We start from the raw sequence: 20,137 nt of genomic DNA on the forward strand, positions 1-20,137 counted from the left end.
CCGGTCCTCCCGGCGGACAAGAAAACTGTCACCCATGCTATCGGTCCATTCTGTTACCTATCTATCCGGTTCGGACAGAGCGTCCTTCTCCCCGTCGCTATACGGGGAGAAGATGCCGGCAGGCAGATGAGGGGCGGCGCCAGCACCCTGACAGTTGCGGGCGTCAATTTCAGGGCCGCGTTTACTCGCTCTCCCCCTCCAGCGCCGGAACTGCCACGCCCGCAAGCTCTGCCGCGAGAAGCCGCGCCGCGCCCGCGCGCGCGATCCTCAGCATCAATGCCTTGCGCGTTGCCGCCGCCATGCGGTGCTCCGGCGCGTCGCGCAGGATTTCGGCGCCATAGCCGTCGGAGAGGATGAAGCCACATTCCTCGGGAAAGATTTCGGCTGGCACGCCGGGATGGGTAGCAAAGAAAAAACGGTCGGAATGCAGGCGATAGTCAGGCCATTTGCGGTCGACGCGAAAATCCTCGATCGAGGATTTGATCTCGATGATCCAGACATCGCCCTGCCGCGTCAGCGCCACGAGGTCGGCGCGGCGGCCGGTGGCCAGCGACAGTTCGGGCAGCACATGCGCGCCCATTTGCATCAGCAGCCGCTGCACGCCCCGCCGCACCAGCATGGCGCGCTCGGACTGGCGACCGTCGATCAGAGGATTCAGGGGAATCGGGGAGATGATTGGCATGGCAGGCACCATGCCAGATTTTGTTCACGGTTTGAACCCGTTTTCCGTTGGCGATTGTATATTTTACAAACCCACTATGCGCGCGGCTCGCTTGGTGGCAGTGGATGCTGCTGATTAAGCAGGGTAGATAGGGCCGTGATGATCTGAGGCAGAGCGAACGGCTTTGCGATCATAATGCTTTCCGGGACACCTTCGACGCTCCAATAGATGGCGCTGTCCCCGCTGATATAGATCACGGGCATCATCGCATTGGCTTGCCGCACATGCCGTGCAATGTCCCAACCGGACATGCCGTCACCGAGCCGGATATCAGAGATCAAAGCGTTGAACGACCCGGGGGCGGCATCAAAGGCTGACAGGGCTTGCGCAGCGCTAGTCACACCCACAACTTTGAAGCCAGATTCTTCAAGCCCGCCTTCGAGATCGAGCAATATCAGTGGTTCGTCTTCAACGACCAGAACCAACCCATTCATCATTAAAAATCGTTCCCCTCTGGCGCCGCCAACGCGCGGAGGGCTTTTTAGTTCCGTCTAAAATAATCAGTTGTCAGACAAATGCCGTGGCGGCGACCAGGATGATCCCGATAGCCGCCGAAGTCATGACGACGACCATAGCTATCTCGAACGTGCCGCCGCCGTTCCGTAAGGCGGCGCTACCCAGCCGCAGGGGAATGACCGGCGCGACCCGGGGGTTCCTTGGGGGATGCAGGCCGCACCGGTCACTGCGGGTTGATCGGACGTCCCTCCCGCACTGCCTAAAATATTATACATTAGCAATTGCGCAACTAAGCTTTTTGGCGCTGTCCAGCCGTAGGAAATGGCTAGAAAACCGCCCCGGCAGGAGGCTCGATATTAGGCCATTGATAGGCGATTGCCCCGCACGCGGCCTGCATCTCCTTGTAGAGGTAGACGGCATTCGACGGTGCGGCATAGACCTTTCCGTTGAAGCAATCGAGCGTCTGACAAAGATCGCGCTCGGCCACAGCCTCCGGCTCAAACGGTTCGTCTCGGAGCACGCCAAACATCAAAGCGGACTGGTACCCTGCCGTCTTATCCGGCAGCTTGGCCGATTTGCTGTAGCGGAAATTGATGGCTCCGATCTTGCGGTTATTCTTCTGGTTCGTCCGCGCTACGAGCAAATCCGGGAAGAAGGAAATCTCGGTCCCGTTGAAGTCCAGCTTCCTCTGGGTCTTGCAGCGGTCAAAGTCCTTCCCCTTAATTGCCTCACAACCCATCGTTAACACACAATTAACGTAATCGATATTGTGCTGCTTAACCTCTGCTTCAAATTCGGTGTCAGTAATCTTTCCGTGATATAGTTCAAGTTTTTGCGTTAACATATCGTGGTTAACATTGCCATTAACCATTGATTCTGCTACCATTTTCTTTGCGTCGTGGTGCTGAATGACAGCCGCTTTGGGCTGATATTTGCAACTCCGTAATATGCCACGGCGGGCCTGTTCGGAGGCGTTCATGTAGTCGGCAAGTTTATTGTCGGAAAGACGTGGATGCTTCACTTCCCTATGGGTCTTGACGGACATCGAAGGAGCCTCGCGTGTCGGATTACTTCTTTAGCGGCGAATCAAAGACCGGCGAAAAACTCTTCATCGCCCCGATCACGTCGGACGTTGCTGCGGCGCACAATATCGCCGACTCCGAATCCATCGGTTACTTCTTATATCAGAAGCCTGCCGGCACACATAATGCGGACGTGTGCATATTGGCAAAGCTGCCGTCCGAAGACGCGGCATTTGAACTTGGCCGCCTGCTTGGCTTAAGCTAGCGCGGCTTCGGCTCTTTTTTGGCGTCGACCTTCGGTGGTGGCGACTCTGTCAAATATACAATCGCCCTTTATCCAGTGGTTGCGTCGAACCACCAAATAGGTTGCCGGCCTGTCAGGCCCATACGGCCTAGTTCTGAACGGCTAGAGGTCCTGATCAGTCGGATTAAAGACCTTCCGGGCTTTCAAATCGCCCCAGTAAAAGGTCAAGGCCAGCAACGCGGGAAAACCAATGCCGCCGACAATGACGACCGCGATGAGGCCAAACCACCGGTACGCGAGAATACCGATCGCACTAAGGATCATGCTTCCAACTAAACTACTAAAGGGCGCGACCATGGCTGATTTGTATCAGAGCTTCCACAGCGGAGCCATTCCCCTACAGCTGGATACCGCCGCCTGACTTGGCGGCAAGTCGGTCTAGCGGCTTGCGGGATTTCCTCGATTACGCGGCGCGTCTCTTCGATATCCGAGCGCAAATCCTCAACATGTGCCATCGCTCGTTCCTGATATGGGCGAGCGCTAATATTGAGGTAATCGTCAGGCTCCGACGGTTCCATGACCTGGCGAGGGTGGTGATGCCGACAGACGCCCCGTTTCAACCTCAAAAAGAATGCTGGCTCGAAAAACCAAATCTCCGCCGCCATCTTTGACTACGATCACCAGCTTGTGGTCATCGCCATCCGGAAGCGCGTTTCTCGTCATCTCTGCCAGGAAATTGATTGCTTCATACCTGACAACGGCAACGTCCTGGCACTCTGTGCCCCCATCGTCAGGGAAGCTCGTTCCGTTGTTGTCGAGGTGGAAATAATAGAGCGCCATTCCGCCCCACCTAGAGCGGCGCCATGGATTTCCTAGAGGCCAACGCGGGCTTGGTATGATGCGTACAGAAAGAGCCGGCCTGTCGAGGATCATATTCCGGATAATCGCCTTTTAGGCGGCGATTGTGTATTTGACAGACCCAGTGGTGCGATAACACCATTCACAGAATAATTAAAATGCTAAATAGTTAGGGTGCAGCGGTCGATTCTCAGGATGTAGCCGCTCAGAATGAAGCCCGTCCCGGGTCGCTACTGTGGCGGGCTTTTTATTGGATTTGAACAGGGCAGCGTTGGCGCGCCCCTTCGTACCAAGGCAAGGACGAGAGGCCGTGGACCAGCCGCCTCAAAAACGCGCGTTGAATCTGCCGGCCAACCCGCTTTAGGCAGAGGAATCGACCGGCTGACCGGGGGCGGCTCGGCGGTTTGGGGGGACATAAATACTGGCAAAACCGCCGAGCCTGACTGGCGGCGGCAGATTTGGGGATTTGGTCGCCGTCAGCTTTGACCATAATAGCGCAGGATTGGCGGGGTGGCGTCATTCGAATGCCGGGCAGCATTTCCGCGGGGCGTGGTCGCGAAGAACCGCTATCGCTGCCAGAAGCCACGGTGCACCGCGACCAGTTCGTCCGCGATTTCGGGGAAGGGGCCGTGAACCTCGATCTTCTTCTGTCCAGAGCCGAGCACGACGCGCGAGGACAGGCTCATCGTCGGGTTTTCGGGATGGTCGCCGGTCAGCGCGAGAAGCTCGGTCTCCTCGAAGCCATAGACCAGCCGCCCGATATTCGCCCAGTAGAGCGTTCCGGTGCACATCGCACAGGGCTCGCCGGTCGAGACCAGCGTGCAGGTCCAGAGAAACGCCGGCGAATAGGCTGCCGCCGCGCGCCGTGCGAGTTCGGTCTCGGCGTGATGAACGGTGTCGATGTTGCCTTGGCGCATGAGGATCGCGTCGTCGGGACCGACCAGCACCGCACCGAACGGATGATGGCCGTGCGCGGCAGTCTCGCGAGCGACCGCATCGGCGGTGCGAAGGTGGGCGAGCATCTGGTCGCGGGTCATGCGCTCTCTCCGGTCATTGGGTCACCGGCAAGCGGGACCAGCGGCTGTGCTTGTACCCTACGCTCATATTAGAGCGTGCAATATACTGCACGAACCAATGCTGGCGGCTTTCACCAGCGCGTGGCAAGGCGGCTGGCGCCGCCTTCGCCCAGGACACCTTCCTCGACACGCTGTCGACCGCTCCTGCGGTGCGGTTTGTCGCCGGCCAACGCCGCCCCCGCCATATCATCCAGGATCGGGCAGTCCGGCCGCTCGTCGCCATGGCAGGCATGAACGAGCTTCTGCAGCGTCGAGCGCATCGATTGCAGCTCGCGCACCTTCTCCTCGATGGCTGTGACGTGGGCGGCGGCGATCGCGCGCACGTCGTGGCTGGCGCGGCCGCGATCCCTGTAGAGCGCCATCAGTTGGCGGCAGTCGTCGATGGAAAAGCCGAGGTTGCGCGCGCGGCGCAGGAAGGCCAACCGGTGGATGTCGTCGCCCGAATAGTCGCGGTAGCCATTGGCGGCGCGCGCGGGCGCGATCAGGCCGATTTCCTCGTAGTAGCGGATGGTCTTGGCCGGCAGGCCTGAGCGGTTGGCGGCGTCGCCGACATTCATGGCGGGTCCTCGGTTTTGCGAGGCCTGCGATTCAGGCCCATTGAATTTCCTTCACAATCCGGTGAAGCATGTTGCCGAAATGCCATAGTGATACGCATACCAGCATGTAAGTCCCCGCATATAGGCATCGTGTGCTTGGCAAGCAAAGCAAATGCCAGCATGAATGATGGTGAGAAAGCGGCCGACTCGTGCCGCTCTGGTTTAGGCGGGGCACCGGATCACCACATGCGCATGAAGTCGCTTGCAATAGTCGCCGCACTGGCGTTGTCCACCGCTATTGCCGGTTGCAGCACCATCGGCGGGCAGATCTTCTCCAACGACTATGGCGCGGTGACCGATGCCGGTTACCAGCTGCCGCGTATCCCGATCGAGAAAGTGCCTTCGAAGTACCATCGCCAGGAAGTCAATTACGACACCAAGGAAAAGCCGGGCACCATCATCGTCGATACGCAGAACAAGTTCCTGTACTTCGTCGAGCGCGGCGGCCGGGCCATCCGCTACGGCATCGGCGTCGGCCGCGAGGGCTTCGAATGGCACGGCACCGCCCATATCGCCATCAAGCGCGAATGGCCGACCTGGACCCCGCCCTCGCAGATGATCAAGCGCCAGCCCGAACTCGCCAAGTTCGCCGGCGGCATGGATCCAGGCCTGAAGAACCCGCTCGGCGCTCGCGCCATGTACCTGTTCAACAAGGGCGGTGACATGGGCTACCGCCTGCACGGCAGCCCGGAATGGAACTCGATCGGCAAGGCGATGTCGTCGGGTTGCATCCGGCTGATGAACCAGGATGTCATCGACCTCTACGATCGCGCCGAGGTCGGCGCCAAGGTCATCGTTCTTTAGGCCATGATGCCGGAAAGCCTGTCCGCTTTTTCGGCATATCGTGGTTAGACTGGAAGTCGCCTTTCATACGCGGACCGTCTAGGCAACAACGGACGTCCCAAACAAAAAACCGGGCAATTCGGCCCGGTTTTTTGTTGTCTGTTTTGTGGGAAATTACTGATTAGGAAACCTGTTCGACCTGCTGCACTTCCGGCACGAAATGGCGAAGCAGGTTCTGGATGCCGTGCTTCAACGTCGCCGTCGACGACGGGCAACCGGCGCAGGCGCCTTTCATGTGCAGGAACACGGTGCCGTTCTCGAAGCCGCGGAAGGTGATGTCGCCGCCATCCTGCGCCACCGCCGGGCGCACCCGCGTGTCGAGCAGCTCCTTGATGGTGATGACGAGCTCCTCGTCGGCCTTGTCGTAGAATTCGCCGGTCTGGCTGGTCTCGGCGGCGGGACCGGCCTTGGCCATGACAGGCGCGCCGGACATGAAATGCTCCATGATCGCGCCGAGGATCGCCGGCTTCAGGTGCTGCCAGTCCGGGCCGTCCTTGGACACGGTGATGAAATCGTAGCCGAAGAAAACACCGGTGACGCCAGGGATTTCGAACAGCCGGCCAGCCAGCGGCGAGGCCGTCGCCGCACTGTCGGCATCGCGGAAATCGGCGGTGCCTTCGAGCAGCACTTCCTTGCCGGGCAGGAATTTCAGCGTTGCCGGGTTCGGTGTCGATTCGGTCTGGATGAACATGGTATCTCCAACCCCACTGTGGGCATACAGTTTGGAATGGTTCTAAATAGGCTCTATCGGCGGGACATTCAAGCGAAACGCGTCGCCGGGACGGCTGGCTGGCGGAATGTTTTTGCCGTGGCCCTTCGAAACCCGACAAGCACTATCCTTCAACATCGACGCTCAGTTGTCCATTTTTCCGCAGGATGGTTACCTCGGCCCCGTCGGCGGTCCGCCTGAATTCGAGGTCGGCGCTGCCATCACCGACGCGCAGCCCGTGAAGCGCTATGTGCTTTGCAAAGTCGGGCAGGCGAGGCCGCACCACCCGCAGTTTCCCGGCGAATGCGTCGGGCTCCAGCCCGAGGCACGTGGTCACCAGGAACGGTATCGCTCCGGCTGCCCAGGCCTGCGGGTGGCAAGCCACGGGATAATGCACCGGCGCCTGGAAATCCTCGCGTCGAAAGCCCGCCATCGCCTCGGGCAGCCTTTGGTGGCGAAAGTGCGCGGCAGCCTCGGCAATCGAGGTGAAGATCCGCAGCGCCGCTTCATCCTCGCCATGGTTTCGACAGCCGGCCGCCAGCAGCGCATTGTCATGCGGCCAAACGGTTCCGAGATGGTATCCGACCGGATTGTAGCGCCGTTCCGCCGTCGACAGGGTGCGCACGCCCCAGCCGCTGAACATGTCGTCCTGCATAAGGCGCGCCACGGACCGGTGCCCCTTGTCCTCGTCCGCGATACCGGTCCACAGCGCGTGCCCGGGATTTGAGGAGACGACTTCGGCCCGGCGGCCTCCGGCCTCCAGGGCGAGAACGAAGATGCCTTGCTCCTCGCTCCAGAAGTCACGGTTGAATCGTTTCCGAAGCGTCTCGGCTTCATGGCGAAGCTGGCTTGCTCGATCGGGCTCTCCGGCGCGCTCGTAGAGATCGGCAATCGCCCGCTTCGCGGCAAAGACGTAGCCCTGCACCTCGACCAGCGCTATCGGCGGCTTCGCAAGGCTGCCGTCGGCCCTGACGATGGCGTCGCCTGAATCCTTCCATCCCTGGTTGACCACGCCTTTCTCGGACCGGCTGCGATATTTGAGGTAGCCGTCGCCATGGTTGTCCCCGGCCTTCGCGATCCATCCCAGCGCGCGTTCCACCGGCTCCCGCAATTCGCGGAACAGACCGAGGTCGCCGGTCCACGCCGCATGGCGGCCCAGAAGCAGCAGGAAGAGCGGGGTTGCATCCACCGTGCCGTAGAAGCGGGCGTGCGGAACGTCGCCGGCCCGGGCAAGCTCGCCGACCCTGAGTTCATGGAGTATCTTGCCGGGCTGCTCCTCGCGCCACGGATCGTCCCGCCGCCCCTGATAGCTGGCCAGCAGCCGAAGTGTCTGAGCGGCGATCTCCGGCTGGAAAGCCAGCATCTCCAGGGCCACGATCAGACTGTCGCGGCCGAACAGGGCGACGAACCACGGCACGCCGGCGGCAAAATACTCCTTGTCGCCCAGGCGCGATCTCAGCACCGCGAGATCGCGCAGCGAGCGGTCCATGATGCCGTTGAGCAGCGCGCTGTCGCTGGTGAGCTTCGTATGCTGCTCCAGCCATTGTTGTGAACTGTTCTGGAGGTTTCTTGCGAGGCTGCCGAGCGTAACCGCCGGCCGCTGGTCCAAATGCCCGGCCCCGGCCTCCTCGGCGTTTTCGGTAAGCTCGATGGTAACCGTGATGGTCCGCGTGTCGCCTGCGGGGACACGGATGCGGAACTCCGCAGCGGTTTTGTGCCTGGTGTCGGGCGCGGGCGAGAAGGTGACCGTCACTGTCCTGCGCAGCCGATCGGCGCCGTGGTACACGAACTCCAGCTTGCCGCCGCGCCAGGCGGGTTGCTCGGACCTGCCGAGGTTGTCCTGCACCAACCCGCGCACGCTGAAGACGTCCTCGAAGCCGGCCCGGAAGTGCAAGGTCAGCGGAAAGCTGCATGCCTGGTGCCCGAAGTTCCGAATGGTCATGACCTCCCGCACGCAGGTCTGCCCCGCATCGAGAACACGCTGCCAGCGGATGCCGAGTTCGTCCTTGGGGATCGATTGCCCCTGCTCGAGCTGCAACTCGGGATTGGTCAATTCAAAAAGCGCCTGATAGCCCTTTTGTGCGGTCGAGGCCAACACGACGGGAGCCAGACCGGCAAGCGCCATCTCATAGCCGCCGAGGAAGCGGCAGTCGTGAAAATACAGCCCGAACCCGTGCTCGCCTTTCACAGGCATCTGCGCGTCCGAAGCGACGACGTAGTAAAGATCGAGGTTCTTGACCGTGACCGCACCGGCGATGCTGTCCACCATGGCCGGATGCCCCTTGGTCAGCACACGAAGCTTGCGCTCCTGCTGCGCCTGCGGAGTCTGCTGCACCTTGTCCTGAGCTCGTGCCGACTGCTCGCGGTGTCGTGGAGCAGGCCGGGCCTTCCCGCTGCTTCGCGGGTTGGGCCGCCCGCTCTTGCCTGCTTCCCGGTTCAATCTGGCCATCGGCTTTCCTTTGGAATCATGGCTTCCATGCCGATTCCAAATGGCGCAACGGGATAGCGCGCCAAGGGCGCGCTTTGTCGCGCACCGATTGAGTTATGACGCCGATCGGGTCGGATCCATCCACCCGATTGCACGGGAGGGGTCCTTCGCGGAACCCGAAAGCTCACACCCTAGGCGAGGCTGTCGATCTCCTCGTCGGAGAGGTTCTGGGGCACCACGGTCACCGGAATCGGGAAGGCCGCGCCTTTGCCGGCCACGGCGCCGACCAGCGGTCCGGGGCCTTCCTTGCCGGCGCCGGCCGCCAGCACGAGAATGGCGATATCCTGGTCTTCCTCGATCAGTTTATGGATCTCTTCCGTCGGCTTGCCTTCGCGCACGACCATCTCCGGTTCGATGCCGAGCTTCTGGCGCACCTTGTTGGCGTAGCCATCGAGCGCCGCGCGCGCCGTGGCATTCGCCTCCTCGCGCATGATCTTCTCGACGCCCAGCCAGTGCTGGAAATCGTCCGGTACGATGACATAGAGCAGCACCAGCGTGCCGCTGGTGCTCTGCGCCCGCTTCGAGGCGTAGGCGACGGCGCGTTCGCATTCCGGCGTGTCATCGATGATCGCCAGGAATTTCCTGCGATGACCGGCTTCGCGGCTGAGGCGTTTGGAGACCATGTCTACCTACTCGGTATCTTTTGCGCCGCAATCTGCCACCGCCGCAGGCCGGCGGCAAGCCGCCGGCCATAGGCCAGTATGTCTTGGCCAGTATGTCCTGGGCCGGTATGAGGCGGTGCGTTGACGATCAGGCTCAGCCCTGCAGCAGCCCGACAATGTCGCGCACCGTCTTCATTGTCGTCTCGGCAAGCACGCCGGCACGTTCGCCGCCGTCCCGGAGCACGGCGTCGACATAGGCGCGGTCGCCCTGGATGCGCCGCATCTCGCCAGCGATCGGCGCCAGTTTTTCCACCGCGAGATCGGCCAGCGCCGGCTTGAAGACGGAGAATTGCTGGCCGCCGAATTGCCTGAGCACGTCGGCCTTCGACATCTCGGCGAGGCCCGCATAGATGCCGACCAGGTTTTCCGCCTCGGGCCGGCTTTCCAGCCCGTCGACCTCGCTCGGCAAGGCTTCCGGGTCGGTCTTGGCCTTGCGGATCTTCTTCGAGATGGTGTCGGCATCGTCGGTCAGGTTGATGCGCGACAGGTCCGATGGGTCCGACTTCGACATCTTCTTCGACCCGTCGCGCAGGCTCATGATGCGCGCTGCCGGGCCGCCGATGACCGGTTCGGTGATCGGGAAGAAGCCGTTCACCGTCTCCTCGCCGACCTGCATCTCGACGCCGACGCCAAGACCGGCGATGCGGTCGGAGAAATCGTTGTTGAATTTCTGGGCGATGTCGCGGGTCAATTCCAGATGCTGCTTCTGGTCCTCGCCCACCGGCACGTGGGTGGCGCGGTAGAGCAGGATGTCGGCCGCCATCAGCGAGGGATAGGCGAGCAGGCCCAGCGAGGCATTCTCGCGGTCCTTGCCAGCCTTGTCCTTGAACTGCGTCATCTTGTTCATCCAGCCGATGCGCGCGACGCAGTTGAAGATCCAGGCGAGCTCCGCATGCTGCATCACCCGCGACTGGTTGAAGACGATGTGCTTCTTCGGATCGATGCCGGAGGCGAGGAACGCCGCGGTGATCGACCGCGTCTGGTCGGCAAGGTCGTCATAGACGAGCTGGGCGGTCAGCGAATGCAGGTCGACGACGCAATAGATGCAGTCGGACGTGTCCTGCAGGGCGACGAATTTCTTGATGGCGCCGAGATAGTTGCCGAGATGCAGATTGCCGGTCGGCTGGACACCGGAGAAGACGAGTGGCTTGAAGGCGGACATGGGTTTCCTCATGGCTTGTGGAGGGCCGTATAAGCGTGATTCCGAAAAGTTGCAGACTTTTCGGAGCCAATCACGCGGCTGGAAACCGCGCGCGGCGAAAGTCTTGCGACGGCGCGCTTATGGACGAGAGTGGGGGGAGGATCAAGAGCAGCGAGACGGGCCGGACGGCCGATTTATTCGTCGAGTTCTGATTTTGCCACGGACCGACCGGATTCTGTTCTCCTGCGCCCGACATTGCGCCGGATCATGCCGAAATCGGCGCCGCCGGTGGCGAACGCGGTGACGAAATAGAGCGTCGCCCCACCTGCCACCAGCGCGAGTACCGTGGCTGCCTTGATGACCAGCGGCGAACCGGGTCCGAGCCTGACGGCGAAATAATGCTCGGCGAAATAAAGCGCCACCGCCATTACCGCCGCCGACAGCACCAGCCGCGGAATGCGCGTCAAGAGCGGCACGTCGCGGCCCCAATGGCCGCGCCGGATCAGTACGGCAAGCAGCATCAGCGCGTTGACCCAGCCGGCGACGGCGGACGCCACGGCGATACCGGGTGCGCCCATCCTCGGGAACAGCGTCAGCGCGGTGGCGACGTTCACCGCCACGGAGATTGCGGCGAAGATCATCGGCGTGCGCGTGTCCTCGCGGGCGAAATAGCCGGGGGTGAAGGCCTTGATCAGCACGAAGGCCGGCAGGCCGAGACCGAAGATCGCCAGGATCGCCGCCACGACAGGCGTCGAATGGTTGGCGGCGAACGCGCCGCGTTCATAGACCAGCCGTACGATCGGTTCCGACATGACCCAGAGTGCCGCCGCCGCCGGCAAGGTCATGAACAGGGTGAATTCGACGGAGCGGTTCTGCAGATTGGCGGCCTCGATCAGGTTGCCTGATTTCAGCGCCCGCGACAGTTCGGGCAACAGCACGATCGCCACCGCGACGCCGACGACGCCGAGCGGCAACTGGTAGACGCGGTCGGCATAGGCCAGCGAGGAGACGGCACTGTCCTGCGCGGAGGCAATGGCCGTTCCGATCAGCTGGTTGATCTGGGTGATGCCGCCGGTGATCGCCGCCGGCAGCGCCAGGATCAGGAGCCGCTTCACGTTCGGCGTCATCTTCGGCCGGCGGAATCCGATCGCGATGCCGGCATTGCGCACCGCCACCCAGACGATGGCGAGCTGCACGATGCCAGCCGCCAGCACGCCCCAGGACAGGGCGAAGCCGACAGCATGTGCATCCAGTCCATGGTACCAGGCGTAGCCAAGCACGCTGATCAGGATGATGTTGAGGAAAGCCGGCGCGATCGCGGCGGCGAAATAGCGGCGCAGCGAGTTCAGCATGCCCGCCATCATGGCTGCGAGCGACATGCAGATCAGGTAGGGGAACATGATCGTCGCGAGCCGGACGGTCGTCTCGAACTTGCCCGGCGTGTCGGCAAAGCCCGGCGCCACCAGGTAGCGCACGATCAGCGGCATCGCCAGTTCCATGGCGATGGTCAGCGCCAGCAGCGCGGTGAACAGGACCCCGAACACTTCTTCCGAGAATCGCTTGGCGCCGTCGGTGCCGTGCGTCTCGATCTCCTTGGCGAATAGCGGCACGAAGGCGGCGTTGAACGCGCCTTCGGCGAACAGCCGGCGAAACGTGTTGGGGAACTGGAAGGCGGCGTTGAAGGCGTCGGCGACCGGTCCGGTGCCGAGTGCGGCTGCCATCAGCATCTCGCGGCCGAAACCGAGCGCACGGCTCATCAACGTGCCGGAGGCTACGGTAGCGAATTTCTTGACGAGACTCATGCGTTCGCAAACTGCCTGTGGGATTGGGAGAACGGGATGATGGCCGTCACTCGGCGGCTGCCTTGGCCCTGCCGCCGCGTTCGAGTGCTGCGCCTTCGAGCGTCGCTATCAACCGGTTGCGGATGGTGGCGATGCGGGCCGGGCTGTCGATCTTCTGGCCGGTAAGGTCGGTGACATAGAAGGTGTCGATGACCTTCTCGCCAAAAGTGGTGATATGCGCCGAGGCAATGTCGAGCGACAGGTCGGACAGCGTCCCGGTGATTTCCGACAGCAGGCCGGGGCGGTCGAGCCCCTCGACCTCGATCACCGAAAACCGGTTCGACAGCGCGTTGCGGATTTCGGCGCGCGGCGGGATCTTGAACACCTTGGATCCGCGCCTTGGCTTGGTGCGCTTCTCGATCATTTCCGGCAGCCAGCTCTTGCCCGACAGCACGTCCTCGATCAGCTTGCCGACGCGCTCGGCGCGCCGGCGCTCGTCCTCGTCGCGGTCGAACTCCCTCGAGATCAGGATCGTGTCCAGCGCCCGGCCGTCCGACGTGGTGAAGATCTGCGCGTCGACGATGTTGCCGCCGGCGCCGGCGCATGCCCCGGCAATGACCGAGAGAAGACGGGGATGGTCCTGCGCCAGCACGGTGATTTCGGTCACCCCCTCGAACTGGTGCGTCTTGACCATGGTTGCGAGCTTGTTGCCAGCCGCGTCCGTCTCGCGAATGAATTCGGCGTGGCGAAGTTGGTCCGGCAGGTCCACGGTCAGTAGGTAGTTTTCATAATGCAGCCTGACATAGCGCTTGCGCGCCTTGTCGGGCCAGTCGGCGAGCGCCTCCGCCAGCCGTTCACGCGCCGCCGCCGTGCGTTGAGCGCGCGAGACTTCCGAAAAGCCGCCGGTCAGCAGCAACTCGGTCTCGTAGTAGAGCGTACGCAGCAACTGGCCCTTCCAGCCATTCCACACGCCCGGTCCAACGCCCCTGATGTCGCAGACGGTCAGGATCAACAGCATCTTCAGCCGCTCGACCGACTGCACGATCGAGGCGAAGTCCTCGATCGTCTTGCGGTCGTTGAGGTCGCGGGTTTGTGCCGTCATCGACATGACGAGGTGGTTCTCGACCAGCCAGGCGACGGTTTCCGTATCGGCCGGCGAAAGCCCCATATGCGGGCAGATCCGCCTTGCGATCCTGGCACCGGCCTCGGAATGGTCTTCAGGCCTGCCCTTGGCGATGTCGTGCAGCAGCACGGCGACATAGAGCGCCTCGCGGCTCTTCTTGAGGCCCGGCATCAGCGAATGCGACAGCGGATGCACCTTCTCGCCGTCGCCGCGCTCGATCTCGGCCAGCACGCCGATGCAGCGGATCAGGTGCTCGTCGATCGTGTAGTGGTGGTACATCGAGAACTGCATCATGGCGACGATCTTGCCGAAATCCGGGATCAGCCGGCCCAGCAGCCCCGCCTCGTTCATACGCCGCAGGTTGAGTTCGGCGTTGCGGTCCGAGGTCAATATGTCGAGAAACAGCCGGTTGGCTTCCTCGTCGCGTCTGAGCGACTTGTTGACCAGGCCGAGCGAACGGGTGAGCAGTTTCAGCGCATCGGGATGGAATTCCAGCCCGTGCTTGTCGGCGAACCAGAACAGCCTGAGAAGATTGACCGGGTCGCGCTCGAAGACGCCGTCGTCGGCGATGTTGATGCGATGGTTGTCGACGATGAAGTCGGACGTGCCCGCAAGCTTGCGCTTGCGGCGCTGGAAGGTGAGGAAGATGCGGTTGAAGCCGGGAACGTGCTTGGCCTGCTCCTCCTCCAGCGCGGCGCAGAAGATGCGGGTCAGGTCGCCGACATCCTTGGCGACGAGGAAATAGTGCTTCATGAAACGTTCGACCGCCGACAGGCCGGGATGGGTCGTATAGCCGAGCCGTTCGGCGATCTCGCGCTGGATGTCGAAATGCAGCCGCTCCTCGGCCTTCCCCGTGAGGAAATGCATGTGGCAGCGCACCGCCCACAGGAAATCCTCGGCCTTCTGGAACTCACGATACTCGGCCTCGGTGAAGACGCCTTTCTCGACCAGTTCCTCGCCGGTACGCACGCGGTAAAAATACTTGCCGATCCAGAACAGCGTCTGCAGGTCGCGCAAGCCGCCCTTGCCGTCCTTGACGTTGGGCTCGACCAGATAGCGGCTTTCGCCGGCCTTGGCATGGCGCTCGTCGCGTTCGGCGAGCTTGGCCTGCACATATTCCGGTCCGGTCGTGCGCACCACCTCATGGTCGAAGCGCAGCATCAGCTCGTCATAGAGCTTGCGTTCGCCCCACAGGAAACGCGCTTCCAGGATCGAGGTGCGGATGGTGATGTCGGTGCGCGACAGCCTGAGGCACTCATCGATGTTGCGGGTGGCATGGCCGACCTTCAGCCCCATGTCCCACAGCATGTAGAGCATGTATTCGACCGTTTGTTCTCCCCAAGGCGTCTGCTTGTAGGGCAGCAGGAACAGCAGGTCGATGTCGGATCCCGGCGCCAGTGTACCGCGGCCATAGCCGCCGACGGAAACGACCGCCATGCGTTCGGCCGAGGACCGGTTCTTCACCCGGTAGACATGCGTGGCGGCAAAATCGTAGAGCGCGCGGATCAGCTCGTCCATCAGGTGCGACAGCCGTTCGGCGCAAGCATTGCCGCCGCCATCTTGCCTCAGCATCGCCTCGGCTGTCTTGCGGCCCTCGGCCAGGCGCCCCTTGAGAAGCTGAAGAACGGCAGCACGGATGGCCTGGCTGGAACCATCGCCGGCACTGGCCGCGGTCTGTGCGGTCATCTCGCGGCGCAAAGCGTCGCCGTCGATCAGTTCATCGAGCTTCAGAGAGATTTTTGCCATAGATACCGGTTGGCCTTGCCTTTTGGGCGGCGTCTATAGCGTGTTTTCGCGGCGCTGGGTATGGGCCTGCTGTCGATCCCGCAAACGCTCTAGTCGTTTGCCTCGACTGGAGCGAGCGGGACGACAATCTGCCGCCGCAGCCTGCAGAGATCGGTGATCTGCCGCGTTGCCCGCCTGGCCTCCCTACGGATCCGTGCGAGAGCCGGCATCCTCTGTCCGTTGGCGAGCCCGCTTGCGACCCGCTCGGCCTCCCGGCCTTGTTCAAGCAGGCTCGGCAACCGGTCGTCCACGAACCGGTCCTGCGCACAGAGCGCCGGGACAAGCTGGTAGATCGTCTTGCCGGTCGACGTCGCGAACGCAGGATCGAAGATGAGATTGTCCACCGCCACATTGACATCGGAGGTCGCCTCGAGAAGAGCGTGAGCCGCTTGCCTAGACAGCAGGTAGCCACCGGCTCCGATATGGTTCTTGCGAAGCCTGAACACCGAAAAACCGTGGCCGACGGCAACCTTCTCCCGCTGGATCACCGTCGTGTGGAAGAACGTCTCGAGCTTGACGACATCGGCGCCGGTCGGAACCCAGTCCGTATTGGCCAGCAGCGCACCGGCTTTCGCGGAAAACACCATGTCGTCCTCGAAGACGGCGCCATAGGGCGCGTCGTCTTGCGCGATGATGGTCCAGCAGGCGCGATGACTGTGCAGGCAAGCGATCTCGCTGCCGGACAGACGCCGCACCGCATACAATGCATGCTGGCGCTGCAACACGAGGTCTGGACGGTCCCTTGCATCGATTGCGGCAACCCGCTCGAATCCAAGGCCAATGCGCGCAAACTCCGCAGTCGTATGGGCAAGCCGGTCGGGAGATCGATCGAGGTTGATAACCAGGCGCTTCATTCTTCACTAACTTGTTTTTTCTTGTGGTGGCGGCGCTCTATAGCACATGCGGAGCTTGCGTCTTCTGTTTTTTTGGGAAGGACTTTGCTTTATGGCCAAATGAAAGGGACAATACGGCTGTTTAGCCATTCAACTGGCAGGAATCACTGTCGATGTTTGGGGAAGGGGTGGTTTTCAATTTCTATCCCCCGCTCGTCGCAAGGGAGGGTCGAAACAACACTGAGGTCTATACTTATGTTGGCGGTCCTGCCGGCCAGGCAAGCTTAGTCGGTTGCGCCGGTCGAATCGAAGGGGACGACGATGTGTCGCCGATATCTGCAGAAATCGGCGATCCACCGCGCGGTTCGTCCGCCTTCCTTCATGATTCTTTCGGCGACGGGCCTTCTGCGTTTTGCGACAAGAGCATTCGCGGTTCCCTCGGCGTCCCGCTCTTGGCCGAGCAGGCTAGGCAATCGGTCGCCGACGAACTGATCCTGCACGCACAGCGCAGGGACGAGCTGGTAGATCGTCTTGCTGGATGAGGTCGCGAATGCTGGGGTGAAAATTAGATCGTCGGCGGTGATATTGATCTTTTCGGTCGCCTCAAGGAGATCGCGCGCGGCCTGTCTGGAGATGATGTAGCCCCCGGTCCCCGGATGGTTCTTGTAGAGCCTGAACGCGGAAAAGCCAGGTCCAGCGGCGGTCCTTCGCCGGTGGATGAGGGTTCTCTTGAAGTACGTCTCCAACTTGACAATGTCGGCATCGGTCGGAATCCAGCCGTTGTCGGCAAGCAACGGACCGGCATTTGCTGAAAAAATCACGTCGTCCTCGAAGATGGCGCCGTAGCTGGCATCGTCCTGCGCCAGGATCGCCCAGCAGAGGCGGTGGCTGTGCAGGCAGGCGATCTCGCTGCCCAGCAAACGCCGGGGGGCATACATCGGATGTTGCGGTTGCTGCCCGAGTTCGGGGTGGCTGCGCGCATCGACCGCCGCAACACGTTGGAACGCGGCGCCGATCCGGGCGAACTCTGCACTTATGTGAGCAAGTCGGTCCGGGGACCGATCGAGATTGATGACCAGGCACTTCATAGTCGACCGAAATCTAGCGAGATGAACGGGATGCGGCGAATAATATTAGCAAGAAAAGTTTTAGCACGAGATGTGCCTTTGTGCAGGGGGTGTTCGATCGATTTCACGGCCCCCGAAATCGGAAAATCAAAACGGCCCTTGACCTTCTAGTTACTGGAAGCATTACCTCGGGTTCGAAGCAATGACATCAAGGCATTTTCGGAATGACGCATTCAGATCACGATCACCACGCACATGGCTCGCATGGCGGCTGTTGCGCGCCGAAAGGCGCCGCCGCGAATACGGTCCTGCGCGACCCGGTCTGCGGCATGATCGTGGATCCGGCCGCCGGCACGCCGACATCAGAGCATGGCGGCCGCCTCTATCACTTCTGCAGCGAGGGCTGCCGCTCGAAGTTCCAGTCCGAGCCTGAGAACTACCTCACGGCCGCCGACCCTGTGTGCGGCATGAGCGTCGACCGCTCGACGGCGAAACATTTCGTCCGTCATGAAGGCCAGGGCTTCTATTTCTGTTCCGCCGGCTGCAAGGCGAAGTTCGAGGCGGCGCCGCAAACCTATCTCGACGGCAGGCCGGCGCCGGCGCCGATGCCCAAGGGCACGCAATACACCTGCCCGATGCATCCGCAGATCATCCGCGGCAAGCCCGGCTCCTGCCCGATCTGCGGCATGGCGCTCGAGCCAATGGGCGTGCCGACGGGCGATGAAGGGCCAAATCCCGAATTGGTCGATTTCACCAGGCGGCTCTGGGTGAGCGCGGTGCTGTCGATCCCGCTGCTGATCATCGCCATGGCGCCGATGGTCGGCCTGTCGCTGGAGGGCCTGGTCGAGGATCGCGCAAAGGTCTGGATCGAACTGGCCCTGGCGAGCCCCGTGGTGCTCTGGGCCGCCTTCCCGTTTTTCCATCGCGGCTGGGACTCGATCCTCAACCGCAGCCCCAACATGTGGACGCTGATTTCGCTGGGTGTCGGCGCCGCCTATTTCTACAGCGTCGTCGCCACGCTCTTCCCGCAGATCTTTCCGCATGAGTTTCGCGGCCATGGCGGTGCGGTGCCGATCTATTTCGAGGCCGCCGCCGTCATCGTCGCGCTGGTCTTCCTCGGCCAAGTGCTGGAATTGCGCGCCCGCGAAAAGACAGGATCGGCGATCCGCGCTTTGCTTGACCTCGCGCCGAAGACCGCGCGGCGGATCGCCGAGGACGGTGTCGAGACCGATGTGGCACTGGACGAGGTGAAGACCGGCGAGCGCCTGCGCATCCGGCCCGGCGATGCGGTCCCGGTCGACGGGACGGTGCTCGAAGGCCGCTCCTCCATCGACGAATCGATGATCACGGGCGAACCCTTGCCGGTCGAGAAGGCCGAAGGCGATGCGTTGACCGGCGGCACGCTCAACAAGAACGGCTCGCTGATCATGCGCGCCGAACGGATCGGCGCCGAGACCACGCTGTCGCGCATCGTCGAACTTGTCGCCAAGGCACAGCGCTCGCGCGCGCCGATCCAGGGCTTGGCCGACCGCGTTTCCTTCTACTTTGTCCCGGCCGTCGTCCTGGTCGCCATCGTCGCGTTCATCGCCTGGGCGGTCTTCGGCCCCGAGCCCAGTCTGATCTTCGCCATCGTCTCGGCGGTTTCGGTGCTGATCATCGCCTGTCCCTGTGCGCTGGGTCTCGCCACGCCGATGTCGATCATGACCGCCACCGGGCGCGGCGCGCATGCCGGCGTGCTGATCAAGGAAGCCGCCGCGCTCGAACGCTTCGCCTCCGTCGACACCTTGATCGTCGACAAGACCGGCACGCTGACCGAAGGCCGGCCGAAACTGACCGATGTCGTCGCGGCTACTGGCTTTTCCGAGGACGAATTGCTGGTGTACGCCGCGACCCTGGAAAAAGGCTCGGAGCATCCGCTGGCCGAGGCCATCGTCGAGGGGGCGGACCAGCGCGGCGTGAAGATCGCTGAGGCCGGCAGCTTCGAGGCGGTTACCGGCAAGGGCGTTTCCGGCACGGTGTCGGGCAAGAAGGTCGCGCTCGGCAATGCCGCGATGATGGCCGACCTCGCCATCGACGTTTCCGCAATCCAAGCCAGCGTGGAAGCATTGCAGGGCGATGGCAAGACGGCGATGTTCGTCGGCGTCGACGGCAAGCTGGCCGGCATCGTCGCCGTCGCCGATCCGGTCAAGGCGACCACGGCCGAGGCGATCAAGGCGCTACACGGCAGCGGGCTGAGGATCGTCATGGCGACCGGCGACAATGAGCGCACCGCCAAGGCGATCGCTGGACGTCTCGGCATCGACGAGGTTCGGGCAGGTCTGTTGCCGGAACAGAAGGCAGCGCTCGTCGACGAATTGCGCGGCAGGGGTGCCGGCGTCGCCATGGCCGGCGACGGCGTCAACGACGCGCCGGCGCTTGCCGCCGCCGATGTCGGCATCGCCATGGGAACGGGCGCCGATGTCGCGGTCGAAAGCGCCGGCATCACCTTGGTCAAGGGCGACCTTAACGGCATCGTCCGCGCCCGCACCCTGGCCCAGGCGACTATCGGCAACATCCGGCAGAACCTGTTCTTCGCCTTCCTCTACAATGTGCTCGGCGTGCCGGTCGCCGCCGGCGTGCTCTATCCGCTCACCGGCACGCTTCTGTCGCCGATGCTGGCGGCCGCGGCGATGAGTCTGTCCTCCGTCTCGGTGATCGCAAACGCTTTGCGGCTCAGAACGTTGAAACTCTGA

General features: G+C 62.4%; 18 protein-coding genes. 3 read left to right on the forward strand and 15 right to left on the reverse strand.

The window, feature by feature from the left end:
- Positions 1 to 181: 181 nt before the first annotated feature.
- The 3 genes from FJW08_RS12365 to FJW08_RS12375 all read right to left on the reverse strand — a co-directional run bounded on the left by FJW08_RS12365 (position 182) and on the right by FJW08_RS12375 (position 2,222).
- On the reverse strand, positions 182 to 682 hold the full coding sequence (locus FJW08_RS12365; protein ID WP_181182908.1) for an MmcB family DNA repair protein: 501 nt from the start codon (positions 680 to 682) through the stop codon (positions 182 to 184).
- Between the two features lie 74 nt (positions 683 to 756).
- Complete coding sequence (locus tag FJW08_RS12370; RefSeq protein WP_140810783.1) at positions 757 to 1,158, reverse strand: response regulator; 402 nt, start codon at positions 1,156 to 1,158, stop codon at positions 757 to 759.
- A 344-nt stretch (positions 1,159 to 1,502) separates the two neighbouring features.
- Entirely contained in the window at positions 1,503 to 2,222 is a 720-nt protein-coding gene (locus FJW08_RS12375) for a hypothetical protein (protein WP_140810784.1), read from the reverse strand.
- Between the two features lie 14 nt (positions 2,223 to 2,236).
- Here FJW08_RS12375 and FJW08_RS12380 point away from each other — a divergent pair, with 14 nt between their 5' ends.
- Positions 2,237 to 2,464 (forward strand): hypothetical protein, encoded by a 228-nt coding sequence (locus tag FJW08_RS12380; protein WP_140810785.1) that lies wholly within the window; start codon positions 2,237 to 2,239, stop codon positions 2,462 to 2,464.
- Between the two features lie 141 nt (positions 2,465 to 2,605).
- Here FJW08_RS12380 and FJW08_RS12385 read toward each other — a convergent pair whose 3' ends face one another.
- The 4 genes from FJW08_RS12385 to cueR all read right to left on the reverse strand — a co-directional run bounded on the left by FJW08_RS12385 (position 2,606) and on the right by cueR (position 4,934).
- The gene (locus FJW08_RS12385) at positions 2,606 to 2,800 is read right to left on the reverse strand and encodes a hypothetical protein (RefSeq protein ID WP_140810786.1); all 195 of its coding nucleotides are present in this window, start codon (positions 2,798 to 2,800) and stop codon (positions 2,606 to 2,608) included.
- A gap of 201 nt (positions 2,801 to 3,001) precedes the next feature.
- On the reverse strand, positions 3,002 to 3,283 hold the full coding sequence (locus FJW08_RS12390) for a hypothetical protein (protein ID WP_140810787.1): 282 nt from the start codon (positions 3,281 to 3,283) through the stop codon (positions 3,002 to 3,004).
- 584 nt (positions 3,284 to 3,867) lie between these two features.
- Positions 3,868 to 4,338 (reverse strand): nucleoside deaminase, encoded by a 471-nt coding sequence (locus FJW08_RS12395; RefSeq protein ID WP_140760735.1) that lies wholly within the window; start codon positions 4,336 to 4,338, stop codon positions 3,868 to 3,870.
- Positions 4,339 to 4,448: 110 nt separating this feature from the next.
- The gene (gene cueR, locus FJW08_RS12400; RefSeq protein WP_140810788.1) at positions 4,449 to 4,934 is read right to left on the reverse strand and encodes a Cu(I)-responsive transcriptional regulator; all 486 of its coding nucleotides are present in this window, start codon (positions 4,932 to 4,934) and stop codon (positions 4,449 to 4,451) included.
- A gap of 225 nt (positions 4,935 to 5,159) precedes the next feature.
- Here cueR and FJW08_RS12405 point away from each other — a divergent pair, with 225 nt between their 5' ends.
- Positions 5,160 to 5,777, forward strand: a complete 618-nt coding sequence (locus FJW08_RS12405) for a L,D-transpeptidase (RefSeq protein WP_140810790.1) — start codon at positions 5,160 to 5,162, stop codon at positions 5,775 to 5,777.
- Between the two features lie 160 nt (positions 5,778 to 5,937).
- Here the strand turns inward: FJW08_RS12405 and FJW08_RS12410 are convergent, their stop codons facing one another.
- From FJW08_RS12410 to FJW08_RS12445, 8 genes are all read right to left on the reverse strand, one after another.
- Positions 5,938 to 6,507, reverse strand: coding sequence for a NifU family protein (locus tag FJW08_RS12410; protein WP_027142904.1), 570 nt, complete (start codon positions 6,505 to 6,507; stop codon positions 5,938 to 5,940).
- A 142-nt stretch (positions 6,508 to 6,649) separates the two neighbouring features.
- Complete coding sequence (locus tag FJW08_RS12415; protein ID WP_140810791.1) at positions 6,650 to 8,974, reverse strand: glycogen debranching N-terminal domain-containing protein; 2,325 nt, start codon at positions 8,972 to 8,974, stop codon at positions 6,650 to 6,652.
- 170 nt (positions 8,975 to 9,144) lie between these two features.
- The gene (locus FJW08_RS12420) at positions 9,145 to 9,636 is read right to left on the reverse strand and encodes a universal stress protein (protein ID WP_140810792.1); all 492 of its coding nucleotides are present in this window, start codon (positions 9,634 to 9,636) and stop codon (positions 9,145 to 9,147) included.
- A gap of 133 nt (positions 9,637 to 9,769) precedes the next feature.
- Positions 9,770 to 10,837, reverse strand: coding sequence for a tryptophan--tRNA ligase (trpS, locus tag FJW08_RS12425; protein ID WP_140760747.1), 1,068 nt, complete (start codon positions 10,835 to 10,837; stop codon positions 9,770 to 9,772).
- A gap of 173 nt (positions 10,838 to 11,010) precedes the next feature.
- Complete coding sequence (gene murJ, locus FJW08_RS12430; protein WP_140810793.1) at positions 11,011 to 12,618, reverse strand: murein biosynthesis integral membrane protein MurJ; 1,608 nt, start codon at positions 12,616 to 12,618, stop codon at positions 11,011 to 11,013.
- 46 nt (positions 12,619 to 12,664) lie between these two features.
- On the reverse strand, positions 12,665 to 15,466 hold the full coding sequence (locus tag FJW08_RS12435; RefSeq protein WP_140810794.1) for a [protein-PII] uridylyltransferase: 2,802 nt from the start codon (positions 15,464 to 15,466) through the stop codon (positions 12,665 to 12,667).
- Positions 15,467 to 15,555: 89 nt separating this feature from the next.
- On the reverse strand, positions 15,556 to 16,359 hold the full coding sequence (locus tag FJW08_RS12440; RefSeq protein WP_140760754.1) for a glycosyltransferase family 25 protein: 804 nt from the start codon (positions 16,357 to 16,359) through the stop codon (positions 15,556 to 15,558).
- A gap of 263 nt (positions 16,360 to 16,622) precedes the next feature.
- A complete protein-coding gene (locus FJW08_RS12445) occupies positions 16,623 to 17,426 on the reverse strand; it encodes a glycosyltransferase family 25 protein (RefSeq protein WP_140810795.1) in 804 nt (267 codons plus the stop codon).
- 203 nt (positions 17,427 to 17,629) lie between these two features.
- On the opposite strand from FJW08_RS12445, the gene FJW08_RS12450 reads away from it, so the two are divergent.
- Positions 17,630 to 20,137, forward strand: coding sequence for a heavy metal translocating P-type ATPase (locus FJW08_RS12450; protein ID WP_140810797.1), 2,508 nt, complete (start codon positions 17,630 to 17,632; stop codon positions 20,135 to 20,137).

Source organism: Mesorhizobium sp. B3-2-1, from assembly GCF_006439515.1.
Taxonomy (GTDB): domain Bacteria; phylum Pseudomonadota; class Alphaproteobacteria; order Rhizobiales; family Rhizobiaceae; genus Mesorhizobium.